13 protein-coding genes and 1 pseudogene are annotated in these 19,518 nt (G+C 53.1%); 12 read left to right on the top strand and 2 right to left on the bottom strand.

The window, feature by feature from the left end; genetic code table 11:
• The first annotated feature begins 383 nt into the window (after positions 1–383).
• On the top strand, positions 384–1,622 hold the full coding sequence (gene alaC, locus C6A40_RS10750) for an alanine transaminase (RefSeq protein ID WP_008501582.1): 1,239 nt from the start codon (positions 384–386) through the stop codon (positions 1,620–1,622).
• Between the two features lie 52 nt (positions 1,623–1,674).
• On the opposite strand, the gene ypdK is transcribed toward alaC, so the two are convergent.
• Complete coding sequence (gene ypdK, locus C6A40_RS10745) at positions 1,675–1,746, bottom strand: membrane protein YpdK (RefSeq protein ID WP_099458937.1); 72 nt, start codon at positions 1,744–1,746, stop codon at positions 1,675–1,677.
• 357 nt (positions 1,747–2,103) lie between these two features.
• Positions 2,104–3,024 carry a kdo(2)-lipid IV(A) palmitoleoyltransferase gene (lpxP, locus tag C6A40_RS10740; protein ID WP_025912768.1) on the bottom strand — a complete coding sequence of 307 codons (921 nt, stop codon included), beginning with the start codon at positions 3,022–3,024 and terminating at the stop codon, positions 2,104–2,106.
• 789 nt (positions 3,025–3,813) lie between these two features.
• On the opposite strand from lpxP, the gene tssB reads away from it, so the two are divergent.
• The 11 genes and pseudogenes from tssB to vgrG all read left to right on the top strand — a co-directional run.
• Positions 3,814–4,311: a type VI secretion system contractile sheath small subunit gene (gene tssB, locus C6A40_RS10735; protein WP_008501580.1), complete on the top strand. Its 498-nt coding sequence runs from the start codon at positions 3,814–3,816 to the stop codon at positions 4,309–4,311.
• A gap of 32 nt (positions 4,312–4,343) precedes the next feature.
• Positions 4,344–5,887, top strand: a pseudogene (tssC, locus tag C6A40_RS10730) (type VI secretion system contractile sheath large subunit).
• Positions 5,888–5,904: 17 nt separating this feature from the next.
• Entirely contained in the window at positions 5,905–7,245 is a 1,341-nt protein-coding gene (gene tssK, locus C6A40_RS10725) for a type VI secretion system baseplate subunit TssK (RefSeq protein ID WP_025912766.1), read from the top strand.
• Positions 7,242–7,931, top strand: coding sequence for a type VI secretion system protein TssL, short form (gene tssL / locus C6A40_RS10720; protein ID WP_045334230.1), 690 nt, complete (start codon positions 7,242–7,244; stop codon positions 7,929–7,931). The genes tssK and tssL overlap by 4 nt, the downstream gene beginning before the upstream one ends.
• Positions 7,928–9,634, top strand: a complete 1,707-nt coding sequence (locus C6A40_RS10715) for an OmpA family protein (protein ID WP_045334231.1) — start codon at positions 7,928–7,930, stop codon at positions 9,632–9,634. The genes tssL and C6A40_RS10715 overlap by 4 nt, the downstream gene beginning before the upstream one ends.
• Before the next feature lie 5 nt (positions 9,635–9,639).
• Entirely contained in the window at positions 9,640–10,131 is a 492-nt protein-coding gene (gene hcp, locus C6A40_RS10710; protein WP_023325816.1) for a type VI secretion system effector Hcp, read from the top strand.
• A gap of 158 nt (positions 10,132–10,289) precedes the next feature.
• Complete coding sequence (gene tssH, locus C6A40_RS10705; protein WP_045334233.1) at positions 10,290–12,944, top strand: type VI secretion system ATPase TssH; 2,655 nt, start codon at positions 10,290–10,292, stop codon at positions 12,942–12,944.
• Entirely contained in the window at positions 12,941–15,460 is a 2,520-nt protein-coding gene (locus C6A40_RS10700) for a type VI secretion system Vgr family protein (protein ID WP_045334235.1), read from the top strand. The genes tssH and C6A40_RS10700 overlap by 4 nt, the downstream gene beginning before the upstream one ends.
• Positions 15,453–16,667 (top strand): hypothetical protein, encoded by a 1,215-nt coding sequence (locus C6A40_RS10695; protein WP_058657739.1) that lies wholly within the window; start codon positions 15,453–15,455, stop codon positions 16,665–16,667. The genes C6A40_RS10700 and C6A40_RS10695 overlap by 8 nt, the downstream gene beginning before the upstream one ends.
• 93 nt (positions 16,668–16,760) lie before the next feature.
• A complete protein-coding gene (locus tag C6A40_RS24920) occupies positions 16,761–17,066 on the top strand; it encodes a hypothetical protein (protein WP_129694129.1) in 306 nt (101 codons plus the stop codon).
• A 671-nt stretch (positions 17,067–17,737) separates the two neighbouring features.
• Positions 17,738–19,518, top strand: a 1,781-nt coding sequence (gene vgrG / locus C6A40_RS10690; RefSeq protein ID WP_114191280.1) for a type VI secretion system tip protein VgrG, incomplete at its 3' end; no start/stop codon positions are given.

The following is a 19,518-nucleotide window of genomic DNA, read 5'->3' as shown; positions in this document are numbered from 1 at the left end:
TAGACCTGGGAAAACGGGAAAGAACCATGATAAAAAACCTGACGCGTGTTGACCAGCTATCCGTCAGGTTTATCAAATGAGGAAAAACCATAATTTCTAAAGGGGATTATCTGTCGGTAACGGACACGTCCTGATTTTTTATAGCCTGCGTATCGTCAGGTAACTGTTTTGATATCATCCTGTTAAATAACAGCTATCAGAAAGCCAATCCTGAAACAGGGGCTTCCGCTTTTCGGCACCGCCGGGTTCCGGTTTTCAGGCGATCGCTTTTTTTTCACTTCCCTCTCGACAGCGTGATTTTTTTCAGGTTATTTTCTAAGCACGCCACATCGGTGGCAGCGTCGCTCGGACGGTCCGGGCGCTAACGTTAATCTGAGGAATCTATGGCTGAATTCAGTCCTGAACGCCGTTTTACGCGTATCGATCGTCTCCCCCCTTATGTTTTCAATATCACCGCTGAACTGAAGATGGCTGCGCGTCGGCGCGGCGAAGATATTATTGATTTCAGCATGGGTAACCCTGACGGCCCAACGCCACCGCATATCGTTGAAAAACTCTGCACGGTTGCCCAGCGTCCGGATACGCACGGCTACTCGACCTCCCGCGGTATTCCCAGATTACGTCGCGCGATCTCGCGCTGGTATCAGGATCGCTATCAGGTTGATATCGATCCGGAAAGTGAAGCGATTGTCACCATCGGCTCGAAAGAGGGGCTGGCACACCTGATGCTGGCTACGCTGGATCATGGCGATACGGTGCTGGTACCGAATCCCAGCTACCCCATCCACATCTACGGTGCGGTGATTGCCGGGGCGCAGGTCCGTTCGGTTCCGCTGGTGGAAGGGGTCGATTTCTTTAACGAACTGGAACGTGCGATTCGCGAAAGCTATCCGAAACCGAAGATGATGATCCTCGGTTTCCCGTCGAACCCAACGGCCCAGTGCGTGGAGCTCGATTTCTTCGAGAAAGTGGTCGCGCTGGCGAAGCGTTATGACGTGCTGGTGGTTCATGATTTAGCCTACGCTGACATCGTCTATGACGGCTGGAAAGCGCCTTCCATCATGCAGGTTCCGGGCGCGCGTGACGTGGCGGTCGAGTTCTTTACGCTGTCAAAAAGCTACAACATGGCAGGCTGGCGTATTGGCTTTATGGTGGGTAACAAAACGCTGGTGAGCGCACTGGCGCGTATTAAGAGTTACCACGACTACGGCACCTTCACGCCGCTGCAGGTTGCGGCTATCGCTGCTCTTGAGGGCGACCAGCAGTGCGTCCACGAGATTGCCGCTCAGTATAAGCGCCGTCGCGACGTGCTGGTAAAAGGCTTGCATGAAGCGGGCTGGATGGTGGAAATGCCGAAGGCGTCCATGTACGTCTGGGCGAAAATTCCGGAACCGTACGCGGCGATGGGATCCCTGGAGTTTGCCAAAAAGCTGCTCCAGGATGCGAAGGTGTGCGTATCACCGGGCATTGGCTTTGGTGATTATGGCGACACCCATGTGCGATTTGCCCTGATTGAAAATAGCGACCGCATTCGTCAGGCGGTGAGGGGCATCAAGAGTATGTTCCGGGCCGACGGGCTTCTCTCCTCGAAGAGCGTGGCTGAAAATCCCGCGTCATCATGACATAAAAAAACAGGAGCCAATGGCTCCTGTTTTTTTGACTGCATGTTCTTCACTAGATCATCAGGGCAAAGGTTCCGGCCCAGACTAAAACAATCACCGAAATGCCCATAAAGAAATATTTCACGTTTCATCGCTCCGCGTATCTTGTGGTACGCATTTAAAAACAGAGTCCACCTGATTATAGAGAACTGAAATCCGGTCAAAGCGGAAATGAGAATTTTCCCGTTTCGCCGCTGACTTCAGCTCAGAATTCTGTGCTTTCCTGTTGCCAGACGGCGCTAATGTACGCCTAAAAATGAGGGGTGACAAGAGGGATTTTTTTAAATAATTTCCGTCACTTACGAGTGTCGTGGAACGGCGACAGTTTGATTTCGCATCGCAATAAATTCACTTTGGGCGACGCAATGAAAAACGGTTTCTTAACGGATGACAGGTGATTGAAAAGGTTAGTTTCTTAGCGAAACTAACCTTTCTGAAGAGCTTAAATATAGAGCGAGGCTTCGCCAATAGGGCGGGTTTTGAAACGACGATGCATCCACAGATACTGCTCTGGCGCACGCATGATTTCAGTTTCGATGACTTTATTGATAAACGCCGCGGCTTCGCACTCGTTTTCAGGATAGTTAGCCATCTCAGGAGAGATGTGCAGACGATAGCCTGATTTATCTGCTTTTCTCACCATCGTCACGGTCAGCATGGAAGCGCCCGACAAACGAGAAATGACAAAGGTGCCGTTGGTCGTCGCAACATCTTTAACCGCAAAGAAAGGCGCAAAGCTGCTGCCTTTACGTCCATAATCCTGATCGGGGGCAAACCAGACGGCTTCACCTTTCTTCAGAGCCCCGACCATACCGCGCAGGTTATTACGGCTGATCATCGCCTTATTCGAACGCATGCGGCCACGCGTTTGTACCCACTCCATCAGCGGACTGTTGTGCGGTCGATAGGTCGCCATCATTGGCTGGCACAGGCCCATCACGCGGCCACCCAGTTCCAGCGACATAAAGTGAACGCCGACGACCATCACGCCGCGTTTTTGCATCTGTGCGCGTTTAAGGTTATCCAGCCCTTCCACGTCAAACCACTTGCGGACGCGCTCATCCGGCCAGAACCAGGCCATGCCGGTTTCAAGCAGTGCCATGCCGATAGACTTGAAGTTTTCAGCGATGAGTTTCTCGCGCTCTTCGGCATTGTAATGCGGAAAGCAAAGCTCAATATTTTTACGCGCGATGGATTCGCGGCGTTTCAGGAAGAAGCGGGAAGCGCTGCCCAGTTTCGACCCCAGCAAACGCAGGACAGGGTACGGAAGTTGAACCAGCAGCCAGAGAACGCCAAGACCAAACCATGTAAACCAGTAACGCGGGTGTAAAAACGCGCGTTGAAATTTGGATTGAGACAAAATAGTAAAACCTATGTGAAGCCTGTAAAGGTAGCGCAGAGTTTGCGATACGACGTGCCGATAAGACCGTTCTTCAAGGTGATGGTTGCAGGCTTTACCGAACTTTACGGCGTTGCCTGGCCACTGCTGATTTGGGCGGGCGGCGTAATGTAGCACCGTTATACGATATGTGCTATTACTCGTTTTTGATTAAAAAAGCGGCAGTTAAGGAGGTGCTTGATTTTACAGATTTTATAGAAAGTCGCATTGAAAGCGTTTTTCCTGACTGAGCGGAGAGCAGAAGCCCTGGCGATCGGATGGAAGACGTAACGAAAAAGAATGGCATTGTTGAGTTACGGCAAATTAATTATTTCTCGTTTATTTCTTCCTTACCTAATAAATAAGAATTTTCTTTGTGAAAAATCTTATTTATTATTCATATCCTCAATAGAATAGTCGTCTTTTATCACCCACTTTTCTCTTCTTTTAATCGTACTGCAATAAAATATTGCAGTTCTTTCTTGTTTTTTGACATAGTGCCGTGATGCAAATCAAAATAAGATGTTTTTATTAATATCTCTCTGGCTGCAATCCCTTCGGCGATACAAATATTCGATTTGTGAGAAAAGAGTAGTTTCTTTTTCTGAGTTGATTGAGCAATTTGTGATAATGTCTTAGTGGAAAATTCTTAAGAAAATTCTTGTATCGGATAAATGATCTGTGTATTTGATTTTGTTCCGATCATTATTCTATTATTGCGCATCAAGAACGATACCGTGAAGTTGGCATAGCAAAACAAAGAGGGATGATTAGATGGCTGACAGTTTTCAGAACGAGGTGCCTAAGGCACGTATTAACCTGAAGCTTGACCTGCATACTGGCGGAGCAAGCAAGAAAATGGAATTACCCTTGAAATTGCTTGTTACGGGTGATTTCAGCAACGGGCAGGAATCTGCGACAATTTCTGAGCGTGAAAAGATTAACATCACCAAAAATAATTTTGATAGCGTTCTTTCCGAATATTCCCCAAAAGTTAACCTGGCCGTAAAAAATACACTGTCTGACGATGGTGGTGAAGACAACATTCAGCTGACTTTCCAGAGCATGAAAGATTTCACGCCAGAGCAGGTGGCTGCCCAAATTCCGCAGCTGAAGGCGATGCTGGCGATGCGCAACTTGCTTCGCGATCTCAAAGCTAACCTGTTGGATAACCAGACTTTCCGAAAAGAGCTGGAAAAAATCGTTGTTGACCAGTCGCTTAGTGCTGAGTTGCGAAATGAACTGTCCGCACTGGCTTCAAAACAACCTTAACCATCATGCTGTTTTAACGGATTAATCAAGGAATGCTCATGTCTGTACAAAATAATATTGCTGGCGGGGAAAGCGTGGTGCTGGAACGTCCTGCTGTGGGTGGTGTATACGCCTCACTGTTTGAGAAAATCAATCTGAATCCTGTCTCCGAGCTGAGTGCGCTGGACATCTGGCAAGATGCACAGGCGATGTCCGATGCGACCGCTGACGAGCGTCTGACAGCAGGTATGCAGGTCTTTCTGGAATGCCTGACCAAGGCAGGCTCGAAAGTCGAAAAACTGGATAAAAGCCTGATCGATCATCACATCGCTGAGCTCGATTACCAGATAAGCCGCCAGCTCGACGCCGTTATGCACCATGAAGAGTTTCAGGCGGTTGAGAGCCTGTGGCGCGGCGTGAAGTCGCTGGTTGATAAAACGGATTTTCGCCAGAACGTGAAAATTGAGCTTCTGAGCATGTCTAAAGAAGAGCTGCGCCAGGACTTTGAAGACAGCCCGGAAATCATCCAGAGTGGCCTGTATAAACACGCCTATATTGATGAATATGATACCCCTGGCGGCGAGCCGATTGCGGCGCTGATTTCCGCTTATGAGTTCGATGCTTCAGCGCAGGATGTCGCTCTGCTGCGCAACATCTCAAAAGTATCTGCGGCTGCACATATGCCGTTTATCGGCTCAGCAGGCCCGAAATTCTTCCTCAAGGAGTCAATGGAAGACGTCGCTGCGATTAAAGATATTGGCAACTATTTTGATCGCGCAGAGTACATCAAGTGGAAATCGTTCCGCGATACGGACGACGCTCGCTACATCGGTCTGGTGATGCCCCCGTACTGGGACGCCTGCCATATGGCCCGGATACCGTTCCGGTTCGCAGCTTCAACTATGTCGAAGAAGTCAAAGGTCCGGATCACGACAAATACCTGTGGACGAATGCGTCGTTTGCCTTCGCGTCCAACATGGTGCGTAGCTTTATCAATAATGGCTGGTGTGTACAGATCCGTGGCCCGCAGGCCGGCGGTGCGGTTCAGGATCTGCCTATCCATCTGTATGACCTGGGTACCGGCAATCAGGTAAAAATCCCGTCTGAGGTCATGATCCCTGAAACGCGCGAATTCGAATTCGCGAATCTGGGCTTTATTCCGTTGTCCTACTACAAAAACCGCGACTACGCCTGCTTCTTCTCAGCCAACTCCGCCCAGAAACCGGCTCTGTATGACACCGCAGATGCAACGGCCAACAGCCGCATCAACGCGCGTCTGCCGTACATCTTCCTGCTGTCGCGTATCGCCCACTACCTGAAGCTGATTCAGCGCGAGAACATCGGTACCACCAAGGATCGCCGACTGCTGGAGCTGGAGCTGAACACCTGGGTCCGCACTCTGGTAACCGAAATGACCGATCCGGGTGACGAGCTTCAGGCATCTCATCCACTGCGTGATGCAAAAGTGGTGGTGGAAGATATTGAAGATAACCCGGGCTTCTTCCGCGTGAAACTGTATGCGATTCCGCACTTCCAGGTGGAAGGGATGGACGTCAACCTGTCGCTGGTTTCCCAGATGCCAAAAGCGAAATCGTAATAACAGGCAGGAAGCCGATGAAAACGGAACAACCGTTATGGGGTAGGGGCATTATGGTCGCTCCCCAGCATTTTCAGCAACAGGTCGCGTATGCGGCCTGGTCTGCCGAGTGTATTGCCCGGCTGGGCCTCTCCTGCCCGTGGGGGGTGATAAATGCTACCTTCGAGCCGGAAGCGCTCAGGCTTGGTCGTCTTCAGGCCCGTCATCTGCATGTCCGTTTTCAGGACGGTACGCTGATTGATACAGACAATGCTGATTCGCTGCCTCCGGTACTGTCGCTTGAAAGCGAATCGCAGGAGGTGACGGTGGTGCTGGCGCTTCCGCTACTGCGGGCGAATGGCGGAAACTGCCTGAAACCCGATGAGGTGGCCGAGCGTCCGGTGCGATATCGTCAGCGCTGGCGGGATGTACGCAATACCTTTGGGGAAGATACTCGTCAGATTGCCGTGATGCAGCCTGAACTGACGCTGCGTTTTGCCCATCAGAACAACAGCGATTATCTGACTTGTCCGGTCACCCGCCTGCAGCAAGACTCGCAGGGTACATGGCTATTGGATGAAACATTTCTTCCTCCGCTGTTGACCCTCCAGGGCAGCCGTTGGCTGGTTACCCAACTGGAACAACTACTGACACAACTGCGGGCGCGACTGTGCCGTCTGATGGCAATGCGGCGTGAAAGCAATGAGCGCATGGCTGATTTCGCCGTGGCAGATGTATCACTGTTCTGGCTGCTCAACGCGCTGAACAGTGCCGAGCCCGTGCTGGGTCAGTTCCAGCGTAATCTTCAAAGCCCACCGGAACGTCTGTATCCGGAACTTTCTCGCCTTGCGGGGAGCCTGCTGACCTTTTCCCTGGAACATCAGGTGAGCGCCATACCGGCCTGGCATCACGAGCAACTCAATGCGGTATTTCCACCGCTGTTTGATTTGCTTGGCGATCTGCTTGAAGCCAGCCTGCCGTCACGCGTGGTGGCCCTGGCACTCGACTATGACCCACGGCTGCATTTCTGGCAGGCTCGCCTGCATGACCCGCGTCTGCGCGAGGGGGCTGATTACTATCTTTCTGTGCGCTCACCGATTCCGGTGGCGCAACTGCAGGAGCAGTTTCCGCGCCAGTGTAAGGTGGGCAGCCCTGACCATGTGCGGGGGATCGTCAACTCTTCCCGCGTGGGCGTGCCGCTCACGCCGCTGCGCCATGTGCCAGCCGCCATTCCACTGCGCCTGGAAAATCAGTATTTCAGTCTCGATCTCTCCCATCCTCTGGCGACTGAAATGCTCCAGAGTGGGACATGTATGTTTTACGTCCCGGGCATGCTCGGCGAGCCTGAACTTGAACTCTTTGCGGTATTGAGAACATGAGTGAACGTAAACACGGCGCTGTCGTGTCTGTTGATATTGACGCACTGCTGCAGGATACCTGGCTTCAGGTCATCAGCCTTCGCTATGGCCCGCAGTTTCAGGAAGGCGAAGGTCGGCTCTTGTGGGAACGCTGTATCGCTGAAGTTGAACGCGTTCAGCATGAACTGAAAGCGAGCGAACTCGATGAAGCCAGCTGTAAGCATATCCTCACAGCACAGTGTGCGCTGCTGGATGAAGCGGTCAAAGGTCGCGGTGTGGAAGATGACGCCTGTGTGCAGTGGTATGACATTCCCCTGCAGGGGCACTTCCTCGGTACCATGGATGCCGGCGACACGCTGTGCGATCGGATGCGCGATGTGCTGCGTGAACCGGCTCCAGACCACGCAGTCGTGACCTGCTTCCAGAGGGTAATGATGCTCGGATTCCTGGGAAACTTTCGTGCGCTAAACGATCCGGAACGCCAGAAGCTGGTCAGCGCCCTCAATGAGCGCGTTACACCGTTCAGCTACCCGCAGACCCATCCCGTTCTGGCAGAGAGCCGCAGCGGACGGGGAGCGGGAGGCTGGCTGGCGTCATGGCCCGCGCGTATCGGCCTGAGCGTGATTGTTCTTGCCGCACTCTGGTGGGGACTGGATCGCTGGCTCGATCATATGCTGCTGACCCTGTTGCCGGGAGTCGTAAAATGAGTCCTGTACAACAGCGCGGGCTTGCGCTGTGGGCTGCCCTGCTGAGTGCTGTGGTCTGTCTGGCTTTTCTGCCGTTAACCCGGCTGGCTTCAGTGCTCGTTCTGCTGGCGATGATCGGGGTTATCGTCGCGTTCTGGTATATCGCCAGACCTCGTGCGGAGCATGACGTCAACCTGCGTCTGGATGACCTTCCTGAAACTACTTACCGTCAACCTGTGGTGCTGGTTTGTGGCGATATGCCTTTGACCTGGCCGCAGCAGTCACCAGTACTGATCGTCACGCAGGGATGCTGGATCCGCGTTGAGGACCATCAGGATCTGGAGCAGGTTGCCCGTCAGATTCTGTGGCAGCGCCCGGACTGGGGGCGTCAGCTGTCGGTGATGGTCAGTGTCTGCCCGCAGAAACATGTCGACAGCGAAGCCCTGACAAGTCGTCTGCTGGCTCTGCGCTGGCAAATCAGCCAGTTGCGTAAAGAAACGGGACAGTCTGTGCCACTCATTCTGAATGGTCAGATTGGCAGCGCGATGACGGATGACATGCTCTGGCAGGCCGCTATTCCGGGTGAAGGGTGGACTGTCTGGCGTGAGTCGAATGCGCCTTGTTCGATCGCCGCGTGGGTCACCACTGGCGGTGCGCCTGTGATGCAGCAGCAGGTGCTGATGAACAGCCTGATGAGCTGGTTCCATCAGCATGTCCAGGCGGTATTCATCGATGAGAATCCTGATGTTCCGGTCATTGCACCTGCAGCGCTGCTGTGGGGAATGGGACCGATTCTTGCCGGAAGCCTTGCGTCCTCTGCCTGGACAGCATGGTTATCGCGTCATACTGCCATGCAGCAGGTAGCCGGCTGGCAACCGGTAGGGACGGACAGCACGGTGATATCACCCTTCCCGGATTTCATCCTGCCGCTGCTACCGGAAGGAAGTGGACTTACTCCCCGCGCCCGCACCTGGCGCTGTGCCCTTGGTCTTTTCACCCTGGCGGCCATCGCCGCGCTGCTGAGCAGTGGCTGGAACAATCGCCAGTTGCTGCATCGCGTGAGCTTCGATATAGCCCGTTACGACAGTCTCTCCATGGATGACTACGGCCCGAAGGCTAGCGCCGTTGCGGCCCTTCGTGAGAATGCGGCGCTGCTGGATGACTATGCACGTAACGGTGTACCGATCCGGCTGGGCCTCGGGCTTTATCAGGGGGAACGTCTACGGATACCCCTACTGGAAGCGATCCGCTCGTATATGCCGCCGCCTCCTAAACCGCAGCCAACCCCAAAACCAGTACCGAAAATAGTGAGGCTCGACAGCATGTCGCTGTTCGATTCCGGCAAGTCCGTGCTGAAAGCGGGTTCCACCAGGATGCTGGTGAATTCACTGGTTGGCATCAAAGCGAAACCGGGCTGGCTGATTGTCGTGTCTGGGCATACCGATAACACCGGCAATCCGCAACTTAACCAGACGCTGTCTCTGAAACGCGCCGAAGCGGTACGCAACTGGATGCGGGACACGGGCGACGTGCCCGAAAGCTGTTTTGCGGTGCAGGGCTATGGCGAAAGCCGTCCTGTCGCAACCAACGACACCCTGGAAGGGCGTGCGCTCAACCGCCGTGTCGAAATCAGTCTGGTACCGCAGGCGAATGCCTGTCAGATACCCGGCAAACACCCGGCGCCATCGCAGGATGATGGCGTCTCAGAAAATAAAACGGAGTAATTAACATGGCAATTCCTGTTTATCTTTGGCTGAAGGACGACGGCGGCGCGGACATCAAAGGGTCTGTTGACGTTCAGGATCGTGAAGGCAGCATCGAAGTGGTTGCACAGGAGCATAACCTGTACATCCCGACCGACAACAACACCGGCAAGCTGACTGGCACCCGCATCCACACGCCGTTCCTGTTCACGAAGGAAATCGATTCCTCCAGCCCGTACCTGTACAAGGCGGTGACCACCGGTCAGACCCTGAAATCCGCTGAGTTCAAGTGGTACAAAATCAACGACGCGGGCCAGGAAGTGGAGTACTTCAACACCAAACTGGAAAACGTGAAGGTAGTGAAGGTGAATCCTGAAATGTATGACATCAAGGATCCTTCTAAAGAGAAGCACAACCACCTTGAACGCGTTGAACTGCGTTACGAAAAAATCACCTGGACCTACAAAGACGGCAACATCATTCATTCCGATTCCTGGAACGAACGCGCCACGGCGTAATCCTGATGCGGGCAGGTTTTCCTGTCCGCAGTTTTTTGCTGAGTGCCTGATATGCGGGCACTCAGCAAAGAAAAAACAATCTGCCTGCCTGACCTTATGCGCTTTGGTGAACAGCGAGGGGCGGTAGCGTGTCCAGGAACCGACAAAGAGAGAATCTCATGGAAAATCCAGCCATCCTGTTACGTCGTCTGAACCCTTACTGTGCCCGAGCGATGGAAGGCGCAGCTTCGCTTTGTCAGACCCGTGCCCATGCCGAAATTCTGCCGGAGCACTGGCTGCTGAAGCTGCTGGAGCAGGGGGAGGGTGACCTGACGGTGCTGGCGCGTCGCTATGAATGGGATATGGATGGCATCTGGCAGGATTTACTTGGCTGGCTCGACAGACAACCTCGATCCGTGCGCCATCGGCCCCAGCTCTCTGATGACATCCAGACTCTGATGCAGCAAGCCTGGCTACTTGCCTCACTCAATGGCGAAGAGCACATTCGCAGCATCCATCTGCTGATGGCTCTGGTGGAAAAACCAAAACTGGCACGTTGTGACGGCCTTTGGCCGTTGTTAACGCTTGCTCAGAGCCAGCTGGAGCGCCTGCGACCGTTGCTGGATGCGCAATCGGATGAACGTCCGGAAATGCAGCGCGAAGCCGAGCTGGCACAGAATCACGGTGGTGAGGTGGAGTTTGTCGGGCGTCCGGCTGGTGTGGAAATGAAAGAAGGGGAACTGAGCCCTGCGCTGCAGAACACGCTGGATAAATTCACCCTCGATGTCACCGCCAAAGCGAAGGAAGGGAAGATCGATCCGGTGTTTGGCCGTGACACAGAAATCCGTCAGATGGTGGATATCCTCTCCCGTCGCCGCAAAAACAACCCGATCCTGGTCGGCGAGCCGGGCGTAGGGAAAACCGCACTGGTTGAAGGTCTGGCATTGCGTATTGCCGAGGGTAATGTGCCTGAATCACTGAAAACGGTCACTCTGCGTACCCTTGACCTGGGCCTGCTGCAGGCCGGTGCAGGCGTGAAAGGCGAGTTCGAACAGCGGCTGAAAAACGTCATCGATGCGGTGCAGCAATCCCCGTCCCCGGTCCTGCTATTTATTGATGAAGCGCATACCATCATCGGCGCGGGCAACCAGGCGGGGGGCGCCGATGCAGCGAACCTTCTGAAACCGGCGCTGGCGCGTGGTGAACTGCGTACCATTGCGGCCACTACCTGGAGCGAGTACAAGCAGTACTTCGAACGCGACGCGGCCCTGGAGCGTCGTTTCCAGATGGTAAAAGTCGATGAGCCTGACGACGACACCGCCTGTCTGATGCTCCGTGGTTTGAAATCCCGTTACGCCGAGCACCATAACGTGCACATTACCGACGATGCTGTGCGCGCTGCTGTTACGCTTTCCCGCCGCTATCTGACGGGCCGCCAGTTGCCGGACAAAGCGGTTGATCTGCTCGACACCGCCGCAGCGCGCGTCCGGATGAGCCTCGACACGGTGCCGGAACAGCTGACCTGCATTCGCTCGCAGATTACCTCTCTTGAAATGGAGAAGCAGGCGCTGCTGGAAGATATTGCTGTCGGCAATCAGAGCCATGGTGAACGCCTGACCGTCATTGAGCAGGAAGAGAACGCTCTTATCGTTGCTCTCGACGAGCTTGAAACGCAGTACGGGCAGGAACTGAAGCTCACCGAACAACTGCTGGAAAGCCGCCAGGACATCTCCCGTCAAAGCGAGACGCACGCGCTGCAGCAGGAACTGAACGGCATGCAGCACAGCAATCCGCTGCTCTCTCTGGATGTTGATGTACGCACCGTTGCCAACGTGATTGCTGACTGGACAGGCGTTCCGCTGTCATCGCTGATGAAAGATGAGCAGACCGAACTGCTGACCCTCGAAAATGAAATGGGTAAACGTGTGGTCGGGCAGGATGTGGCGCTCGAGGCCATCGCCCAGCGTCTGCGTGCGGCAAAAACGGGGCTCACCTCCGAGAATGGTCCGCAGGGCGTGTTTCTGCTGGTGGGACCGAGCGGGGTGGGGAAAACCGAAACCGCGCTTGCGCTGGCCGATGTCATGTACGGCGGTGAAAAGTCACTCATTACGATTAACCTCTCCGAATACCAGGAGCCGCATACGGTTTCCCAGCTGAAGGGCTCCCCTCCGGGTTACGTGGGTTACGGTCAGGGCGGTATTCTTACCGAAGCGGTACGCAAGCGTCCGTACAGCGTGGTGCTGCTGGATGAAGTGGAGAAAGCTCACCGCGACGTCTTGAATCTGTTCTATCAGGTGTTTGACCGCGGCTTTATGCGCGACGGTGAAGGGCGTGAAATCGACTTCCGCAACACCGTCATTCTGATGACCTCTAATCTTGGCAGCGACCACCTGCTCCAACTGCTCGACGAACAGCCGGAGGCTAGCGAAGGCGATCTTCACGAGCTGCTGCGTCCGATACTGCGCGATCACTTCCAGCCGGCGCTGCTGGCCCGCTTCCAGACCGTGATTTATCGTCCTCTGGCGGAAGCAGCCATGCGTACCATCGTGGAAATGAAGCTGTTACAGGTTAGCAAGCGCCTGCATCGACACTACGGCCTGACCACGCATATTGATGAGAGCCTGTATGACGCGCTGACCGCCGCCTGCCTGCTGCCGGACACCGGCGCGCGCAACGTCGACAGCCTGCTCAATCAGCAAATTCTGCCGGTGCTCAGTCAGCAACTGTTGACCCACATGGCCGCAAAACTGAAACCACAGTCATTACGCTTTAGCTGGAGTGAGGAAGAGGGGATCGGGCTGGAATTTGATGTGAAACAGGGAGTGGACGCATGAGTAATAATCCACCATTAAGATACAGCCATAACCACCACCTGCTGGCGGTGAAAGGATGTGAGTCCGCGCTCGACGTGCTGGCGTTTGAAGGCGATGAAGCCCTGAGCACGCCGTTCCGTTACCGTATTGAATTCACCAGCAGTGACCACGCTATCGCCAGAGAGGCGATGCTGATGAAGCCCGGTTCGCTGACGCTGCAGGCCCCGGTAGACCAGGGTTACGGCATTAAAGTGCAGCAGGCCGTGCGCACCATTCAGGCCGTGGTGACCGGTTTTGAACGCCTCAGCACGTCAAAAGATGAAACCCGCTACGCCCTGACGCTCCGGCCACGTCTGGCACTGCTCGACCGCTCGCACCAGAACGCCATTTACCAGGACATGTCGGTTCCGCAAATCGTGGAAAAAATCCTGCGCGAGCGCCACGGTATGCGCGGTCAGGATTTTCTGTTCTCGCTGTCAAAAGAATACCCGCGCCGTGAACAGGTGATGCAGTACGGTGAGGACGACCTGCACTTTATCACCCGCCTGCTGGGTGAGGTCGGCATCTGGTTTCGCTTCACCACCGACACGCGCCTCAACATTGACGTGGTGGAGTTTTACGACAGCCAGCAGGGGTATGAAAAAGGTCTGACGCTGCCGTCGGTACCGCCGTCAGGCCAGCACTCGCATGGCGTGGATTCGGTGTGGGGGATGGAGAGCCATCACAACGTGGTGCAGAAGCAGGTCAGCACCCGGGACTACAACTACCGTCAGGCCACGCAGGACATGAACACCCTGGTGGATGCGACCCGCGGGGATGTCACCACGTACGGTGATGCCTATCACTGGGCGGATAACTACCTGACGCCGGGCAGCACCTATGACCGCAACCCGGCCCCGGAGTCCGGGGCGTTTTATGCCCGCCTTCGTCACGAACGCTACCTGAATGGTCAGACCCGGGCGCAGGGCATCACCAGCTGTCCGACCCTCTCGCCGGGTCAGGTACTGAAAGTCACCGGCGGGTATGAAGTGGCCGACGTGTTTGCGCAGGGCGTGGTCATCACGGCGATGCATACGTATGCCCGCCGTGATAAGGACTTTGCGGTTGGTTTTGACGGCATCCCGGACAGCACCGATTTTGGTTTCCGCCCGGAACCTGGCTCACGCCCGGTGATGGCTGGCACCTTACCGGCCCGCGTCACCAGCACCACCGAAAATGACACCTACGGGCATATCGATAAAGACGGTCGTTACCGCGTCAACATGCTGTTTGACCGTGATAACTGGGAAACCGGGTTCGAGAGCCTGTGGGTACGCCAGTCGCGCCCGTACGCCGGCGACACCTACGGCCTGCACCTGCCGCTGCTGGCGGGCACCGAGGTGGCGATTGGCTTTGAGGACGGTAACCCGGACCGGCCGTACATTGCCGGCGTGCTGCACGACTCGGCGCACGGCGACCACGTTACCATCCGCAACTACAAACGTAACGTCCTGCGTACCCCGGCGAACAACAAAATCCGCCTCGATGACGAGCGCGGAAAAGAGCATATCAAGGTCAGCACGGAGTACGGCGGGAAGAGCCAGCTGAACCTCGGCCACCTGGTCGACAGCGAGAAACAGCAGCGCGGTGAGGGGTTTGAGCTCAGAACGGACAGCTGGGGAGCCATCCGGGCACAGAAAGGGATGTTCATCAGCGCTGATGGCCAGACGAAAGCACAGGGCCAGGTTCTGGAGATGCAGCCAGCGGTCAGCAATCTGGGTGATGCCCGGGAGCAGATGACGTCCATCTCCGATGATGCGCAGAAGGCGACCGCAAACCCGGCCGATCTCCAGGCGCAAATCAAGCTGCTGGAACAGCAACTGACGGATCTCAAAAAATCAGTGCTGCTGCTCAGCGCGCCGGATGGAATGGCACTGACCAGCGGACAGCATCTGCAGGTATCTGCCGGGCAGAACCTGATAGCCACTGCCGGAAAAAATGCAGACGTCAGCGTGGTGAAAAATCTGTTCATCGGGGTGGGCAATGCCCTGAGCGTGTTTGTTCGTAAGCTGGGGATCAAGCTCATCGCGAACCAGGGGCCGGTGCAGGTACAGGCCCAGAACGATCTGATGGCATTGCTGGCACGAAAAGAAATCAGCATCGTCAGCACGGAAGATGAAATCAAAATCATCGCGAAGAAGAAGCTGACGGTAAACGGTGGGGGGAGTTACATAACTCTGGATGTCAATGCTATTGAATCAGCCACTATGGGAGATTTCAGGACAAGAGCAGGGCATTACGCGAGACAGACGAGAGCGCAGCATAAGCCTGATATTTCACCTTTAGCCAATGCTATAGATGATGGCAGCCATAATATTCGTTATTTGTGTGTAGATGATAATGGAGTACCGATGCTTAATACCCCATACAAGGCATTTCTGGCTGATGGTTCAGTAATAGAGGGTGTTAGTGATGGTGAGGGGTATACGAAGTTGTTTACGTCTGCACAGACTCAGGATGTTCTGCTACATATGATGCCGGAGGCTATTAATGCCTAAGTATAATATTTATACAAAAATTGAATCGAATGTTTCAGCAGTCGACCTTTTTTATGATCTCAATGTGTATAGAACTGATGCCAATAATAAAAAACATATGCTACTGTCAGTGGCGCAACAACCAGTAACCCCAAATTATCAAACTCAGTCCCATGAAACGAATGAAACTGAGGATGATCTGTCTGTAATCTACATTATGGAAATGAACTTGTATCGCAAGCACGGCGGTAAGTTGGTTTCTGTGCTTTCATCGCCTGCGAAAAAAATGTACACACTTGGTGAAATGGCATCAGGGCAAGCGTACTCTAAAAATAAACGCGAAAACGTCTGCTATTTTGAGACTAAAGCGCAGACAAAGCCGGTTAATGATAACGAAGATGACAATATCCATAGCGTACAGATAACTTGTCTGGAAAGAGCATTTATAGCAAAAGAACATCCTATCGGTAGTGCTGATGATCCATTCGATAGAAAAAAGATCGAGAGCCAGATTGCATCAAGAATGAATTATGTCAGTTATCCTAATCAAGGGGGGACTAGCTTGTGCGGACCTGCATCATTTTTTTATTGTCTGCAGATGGATAGGCCGGATGTTTATAAACAAGCAGCTATTGAACTTTGGTTGCATGGGAAAACAAAAATAAGCGCATTGGAGATCTTGCCAGGAGACGGATGTAGGCATCCCAAAGGTTGTTTTTATGATGATTACGGTAGAGAGACAGTATCAGGCCTGGACTGGATTACATTGGCTAGCTTGAGGGATTCTGAAAATTCACTAATGAGTTATGATGAAGTGAATGATCAGGTCGCAGGAATAACTATGTGGGGGAAATTGAGTGAATGGTTTGAGAAAGCAGGATATGAGAAAATATTCGACAATATAAGTCTCTCGCATTCAAATCTAAAAGATATTATAAATATGAATAACTTTATTGGCAAAGGATATAAAGTTGTAAGCTTAATCTCTGCTGGCATGCTATCGGATTTTCCTGGTGATAGCTCATCAAAGAATCATTGGATAGTTTGGACTGAACAAGTGAAGTGCAGTAATGGAGTAGTTATATCTGAACGCACCTCCAGTGAAGATGTTGTGGATTTAAATCTATTCTCGTGGGGGACTGTTGGAAGTCAACTGAAGAATAACATTAGTTTGGATTCTTTTATAAAACATACATTTGGAGGGTTGGTTTTTAGACCAATTAAATAATATATGCTTTATAAAATGGTTATATGTTCCATTATTTTATTGAGTGCATCATGCTCTTCATCTCATGTTGATTATAATCCACCTGGAGATTCCTTGCCGAATGGAAAAGTCGGTGTGATTTATAAACAAGAGATTACTATCGGAGCTGGTCTAGAGGATAATCCAGCATTTCTGACTGATAAAAATGCAAGCGTAAATATCTATCCCTCTGATATAGGATTGTATGTAGTAACTACAAATAAAAGAAAAGATGGATTGCCTATATACAATCATATTATTATTACTGGGGTGCCATTAAAATCAGGTGAGGTGAAGGTTTCTATATCTGGCTATACTTATGGCTCTATGTACACGAAAACTAGTAGAATTGATAAAACCTATTCATTAGAGATTAAATAAATTCAAGACCAGCTCGATCGATTAGTGATGTTTTAATTGAACTGAAGCTTTTTTCTTGGGATGAAGTTAAAGATAATTCTCTTCTAGTATCATTAACATTAGGTGAATTTCTAAGCCATACTTTTGGGGGAATGGTATTTAAAAAAATACCATAATCAAAAATGAATCATTGTCTAACAGCTTTTGTAATTTCTTTGTTTTTGACTGGGTGTAGCAATCACCTTAGATTTGAACCCAACAAGTTGCCAGATGGATATATAGGTCAGGAGTATTATGTCCCAATCACCATCTCTGGAGGTACAGGACCGGTTGTTGATTTAAGTTATGAAATTCATCCATCAGATTCTGGACTGAAACTGGTGTTCGCTGAAAAAAATATTACACCAAACATATATATGATAATTTTACTATAGAAGGAAAGCCTAAGTTACAAGGAATTGTAACCATCAATATTAGGGGGGTTGTTGCTAGTGCTGGGCAGTATTTTCAAAAAAAATATGAGATTAATGTTCAGAAATAAACTAATAATAAGATCTTACCTTGTATATTAAACAATTTTAAAGAGTCATGATCTTTCTTCATGAGCGCTAAAAGATCAGTCGGTGACTAACTCACTTAATGCATGTCTGGTCTTTCAGAACATAATTTCTCTGCCGATGTGAAGGAATACAATGAGCAACAATCCTCCGTTAAGATTCAGTCATAACCACCACCTGCTTTCGGTGAAGGGCTGTGACGCAGAGTCCGATGTGCTGGCGTTTGAAGGTGATGAAGCCCTGAGCACGCCTTTCAGCTACCGTATTGAGTTCACCAGCGGTAACCACGCCATCAGCAGGGAGATGATGCTGATGAAGCCCGGCTCGCTGACGCTGCAGGCCCCGGTTGACCAGGGTTACGGCATCAAAGTCCAGCAGCCGGTGCGGGTGATTCAGGGGGTGGTGACCGGTTTTGAGCGCCTGGGCACGTCAAAAGACGAAACGCATTACGCCCTGACCCTCCAGCCACGCCTGGCGCTGCTTGACCGTTCGCACCAGAACGCCATTTATCAGGACATGGCTGTCCCGCAAATCGTGGAAAAAATCCTGCGCGAGCGCCACGGCATGCGCGGCCAGGATTTTCTGTTCTCGCTGTCAAAAGAGTACCCGCGCCGCGAGCAGGTGATGCAGTACGGTGAGAACGACCTGCACTTTATCACCCGCCTGCTGGGCGAGGTCGGTATCTGGTTCCGCTTTACCACCGACACACGGCTGAACATCGACGTGGTGGAGTTTTACGACAGCCAGCAGGGGTATGAGAACGGTCTGACGCTGCCGTCGGTGCCGCCGTCAGGGCAGCACTCGAAGGGTGTGGACTCGGTGTGGGAGATGGAGAGCCACCATAACGTGGTGCAGAAGCAGGTCAGCACCCGGGACTACAACTACCGTCAGGCCACGGAGGACATGAATACCCTGGTGGATGCGACCCGCGGGGATGCCACCACGTATGGTGATGCCTATCACTGGGCGGATAACTACCTGACCGCGGGGAATTCCCACGACCGCAACCCGGCGCCGGAGTCCGGGGCGTTTTATGCCCGCATCCGTCATGAGTGCTACCTGAATGGCCAGACGCAGACCCGGGCCGTCACCAGCTGTCCGACGCTCTCTCCGGGGATGCGGCTGAAAGTCACCGGCGGGTATGAAGTGGCGGACGTGTTTGCGCAGGGGGTGGTCGTCACGGCAATGCACAGCCATGCGCGGCGTGATAAGGACTTCGGCGTCAGGTTTGACGGTATCCCGGACAGCCCGGATTTCAGCTTCCGCCCGGAGCCTGGCTCGCGCCCGGTGATGGCCGGCACCTTACCGGCACGCATCACCAGTACCACCGAAAATGACACCTACGGGCATATCGATAAGGACGGGCGCTACCGCGTCAACATGCTGTTTGACCGGGATAACTGGGAAACCGGATTCGAAAGCCTGTGGGTGCGCCAGTCCCGCCCGTACGCAGGAGATACCTACGGCCTGCACCTGCCGCTGCTGGCGGGAACCGAAGTGGCGATTGGTTTTGAGGACGGTAACCCGGACCGGCCGTACATTGCCGGCGTGCTGCACGACTCGGCGCACGGCGACCACGTCACCATCCGCAACTACAAACGTAACGTCCTGCGCACCCCGGCGAATAACAAAATCCGCCTGGATGATGAGCGCGGGAAAGAGCATATCAAGGTCAGCACGGAGTACGGCGGCAAGAGCCAGCTGAACCTCGGGCATCTGGTCGACAGCGAGAAACAGCAGCGCGGTGAGGGTTTTGAGCTCAGAACGGACAGCTGGGGAGCCATCCGGGCACAGAAAGGGATGTTCATCAGCGCTGATGGCCAGACGAAAGCACAGGGCCAGGTTCTGGAGATGCAGCCAGCGGTCAGCAATCTGGGTGATGCCCGGGAGCAGATGACGTCCATCTCCGATGATGC

It is taken from the genome of Enterobacter sp. GER_MD16_1505_Eko_090, assembly GCF_003331015.1.
Taxonomy (GTDB): domain Bacteria; phylum Pseudomonadota; class Gammaproteobacteria; order Enterobacterales; family Enterobacteriaceae; genus Enterobacter; species Enterobacter roggenkampii.
Note: the sequence above shows the minus strand (reverse complement) of the source record. Positions and strands in the feature narration are given on the sequence as shown.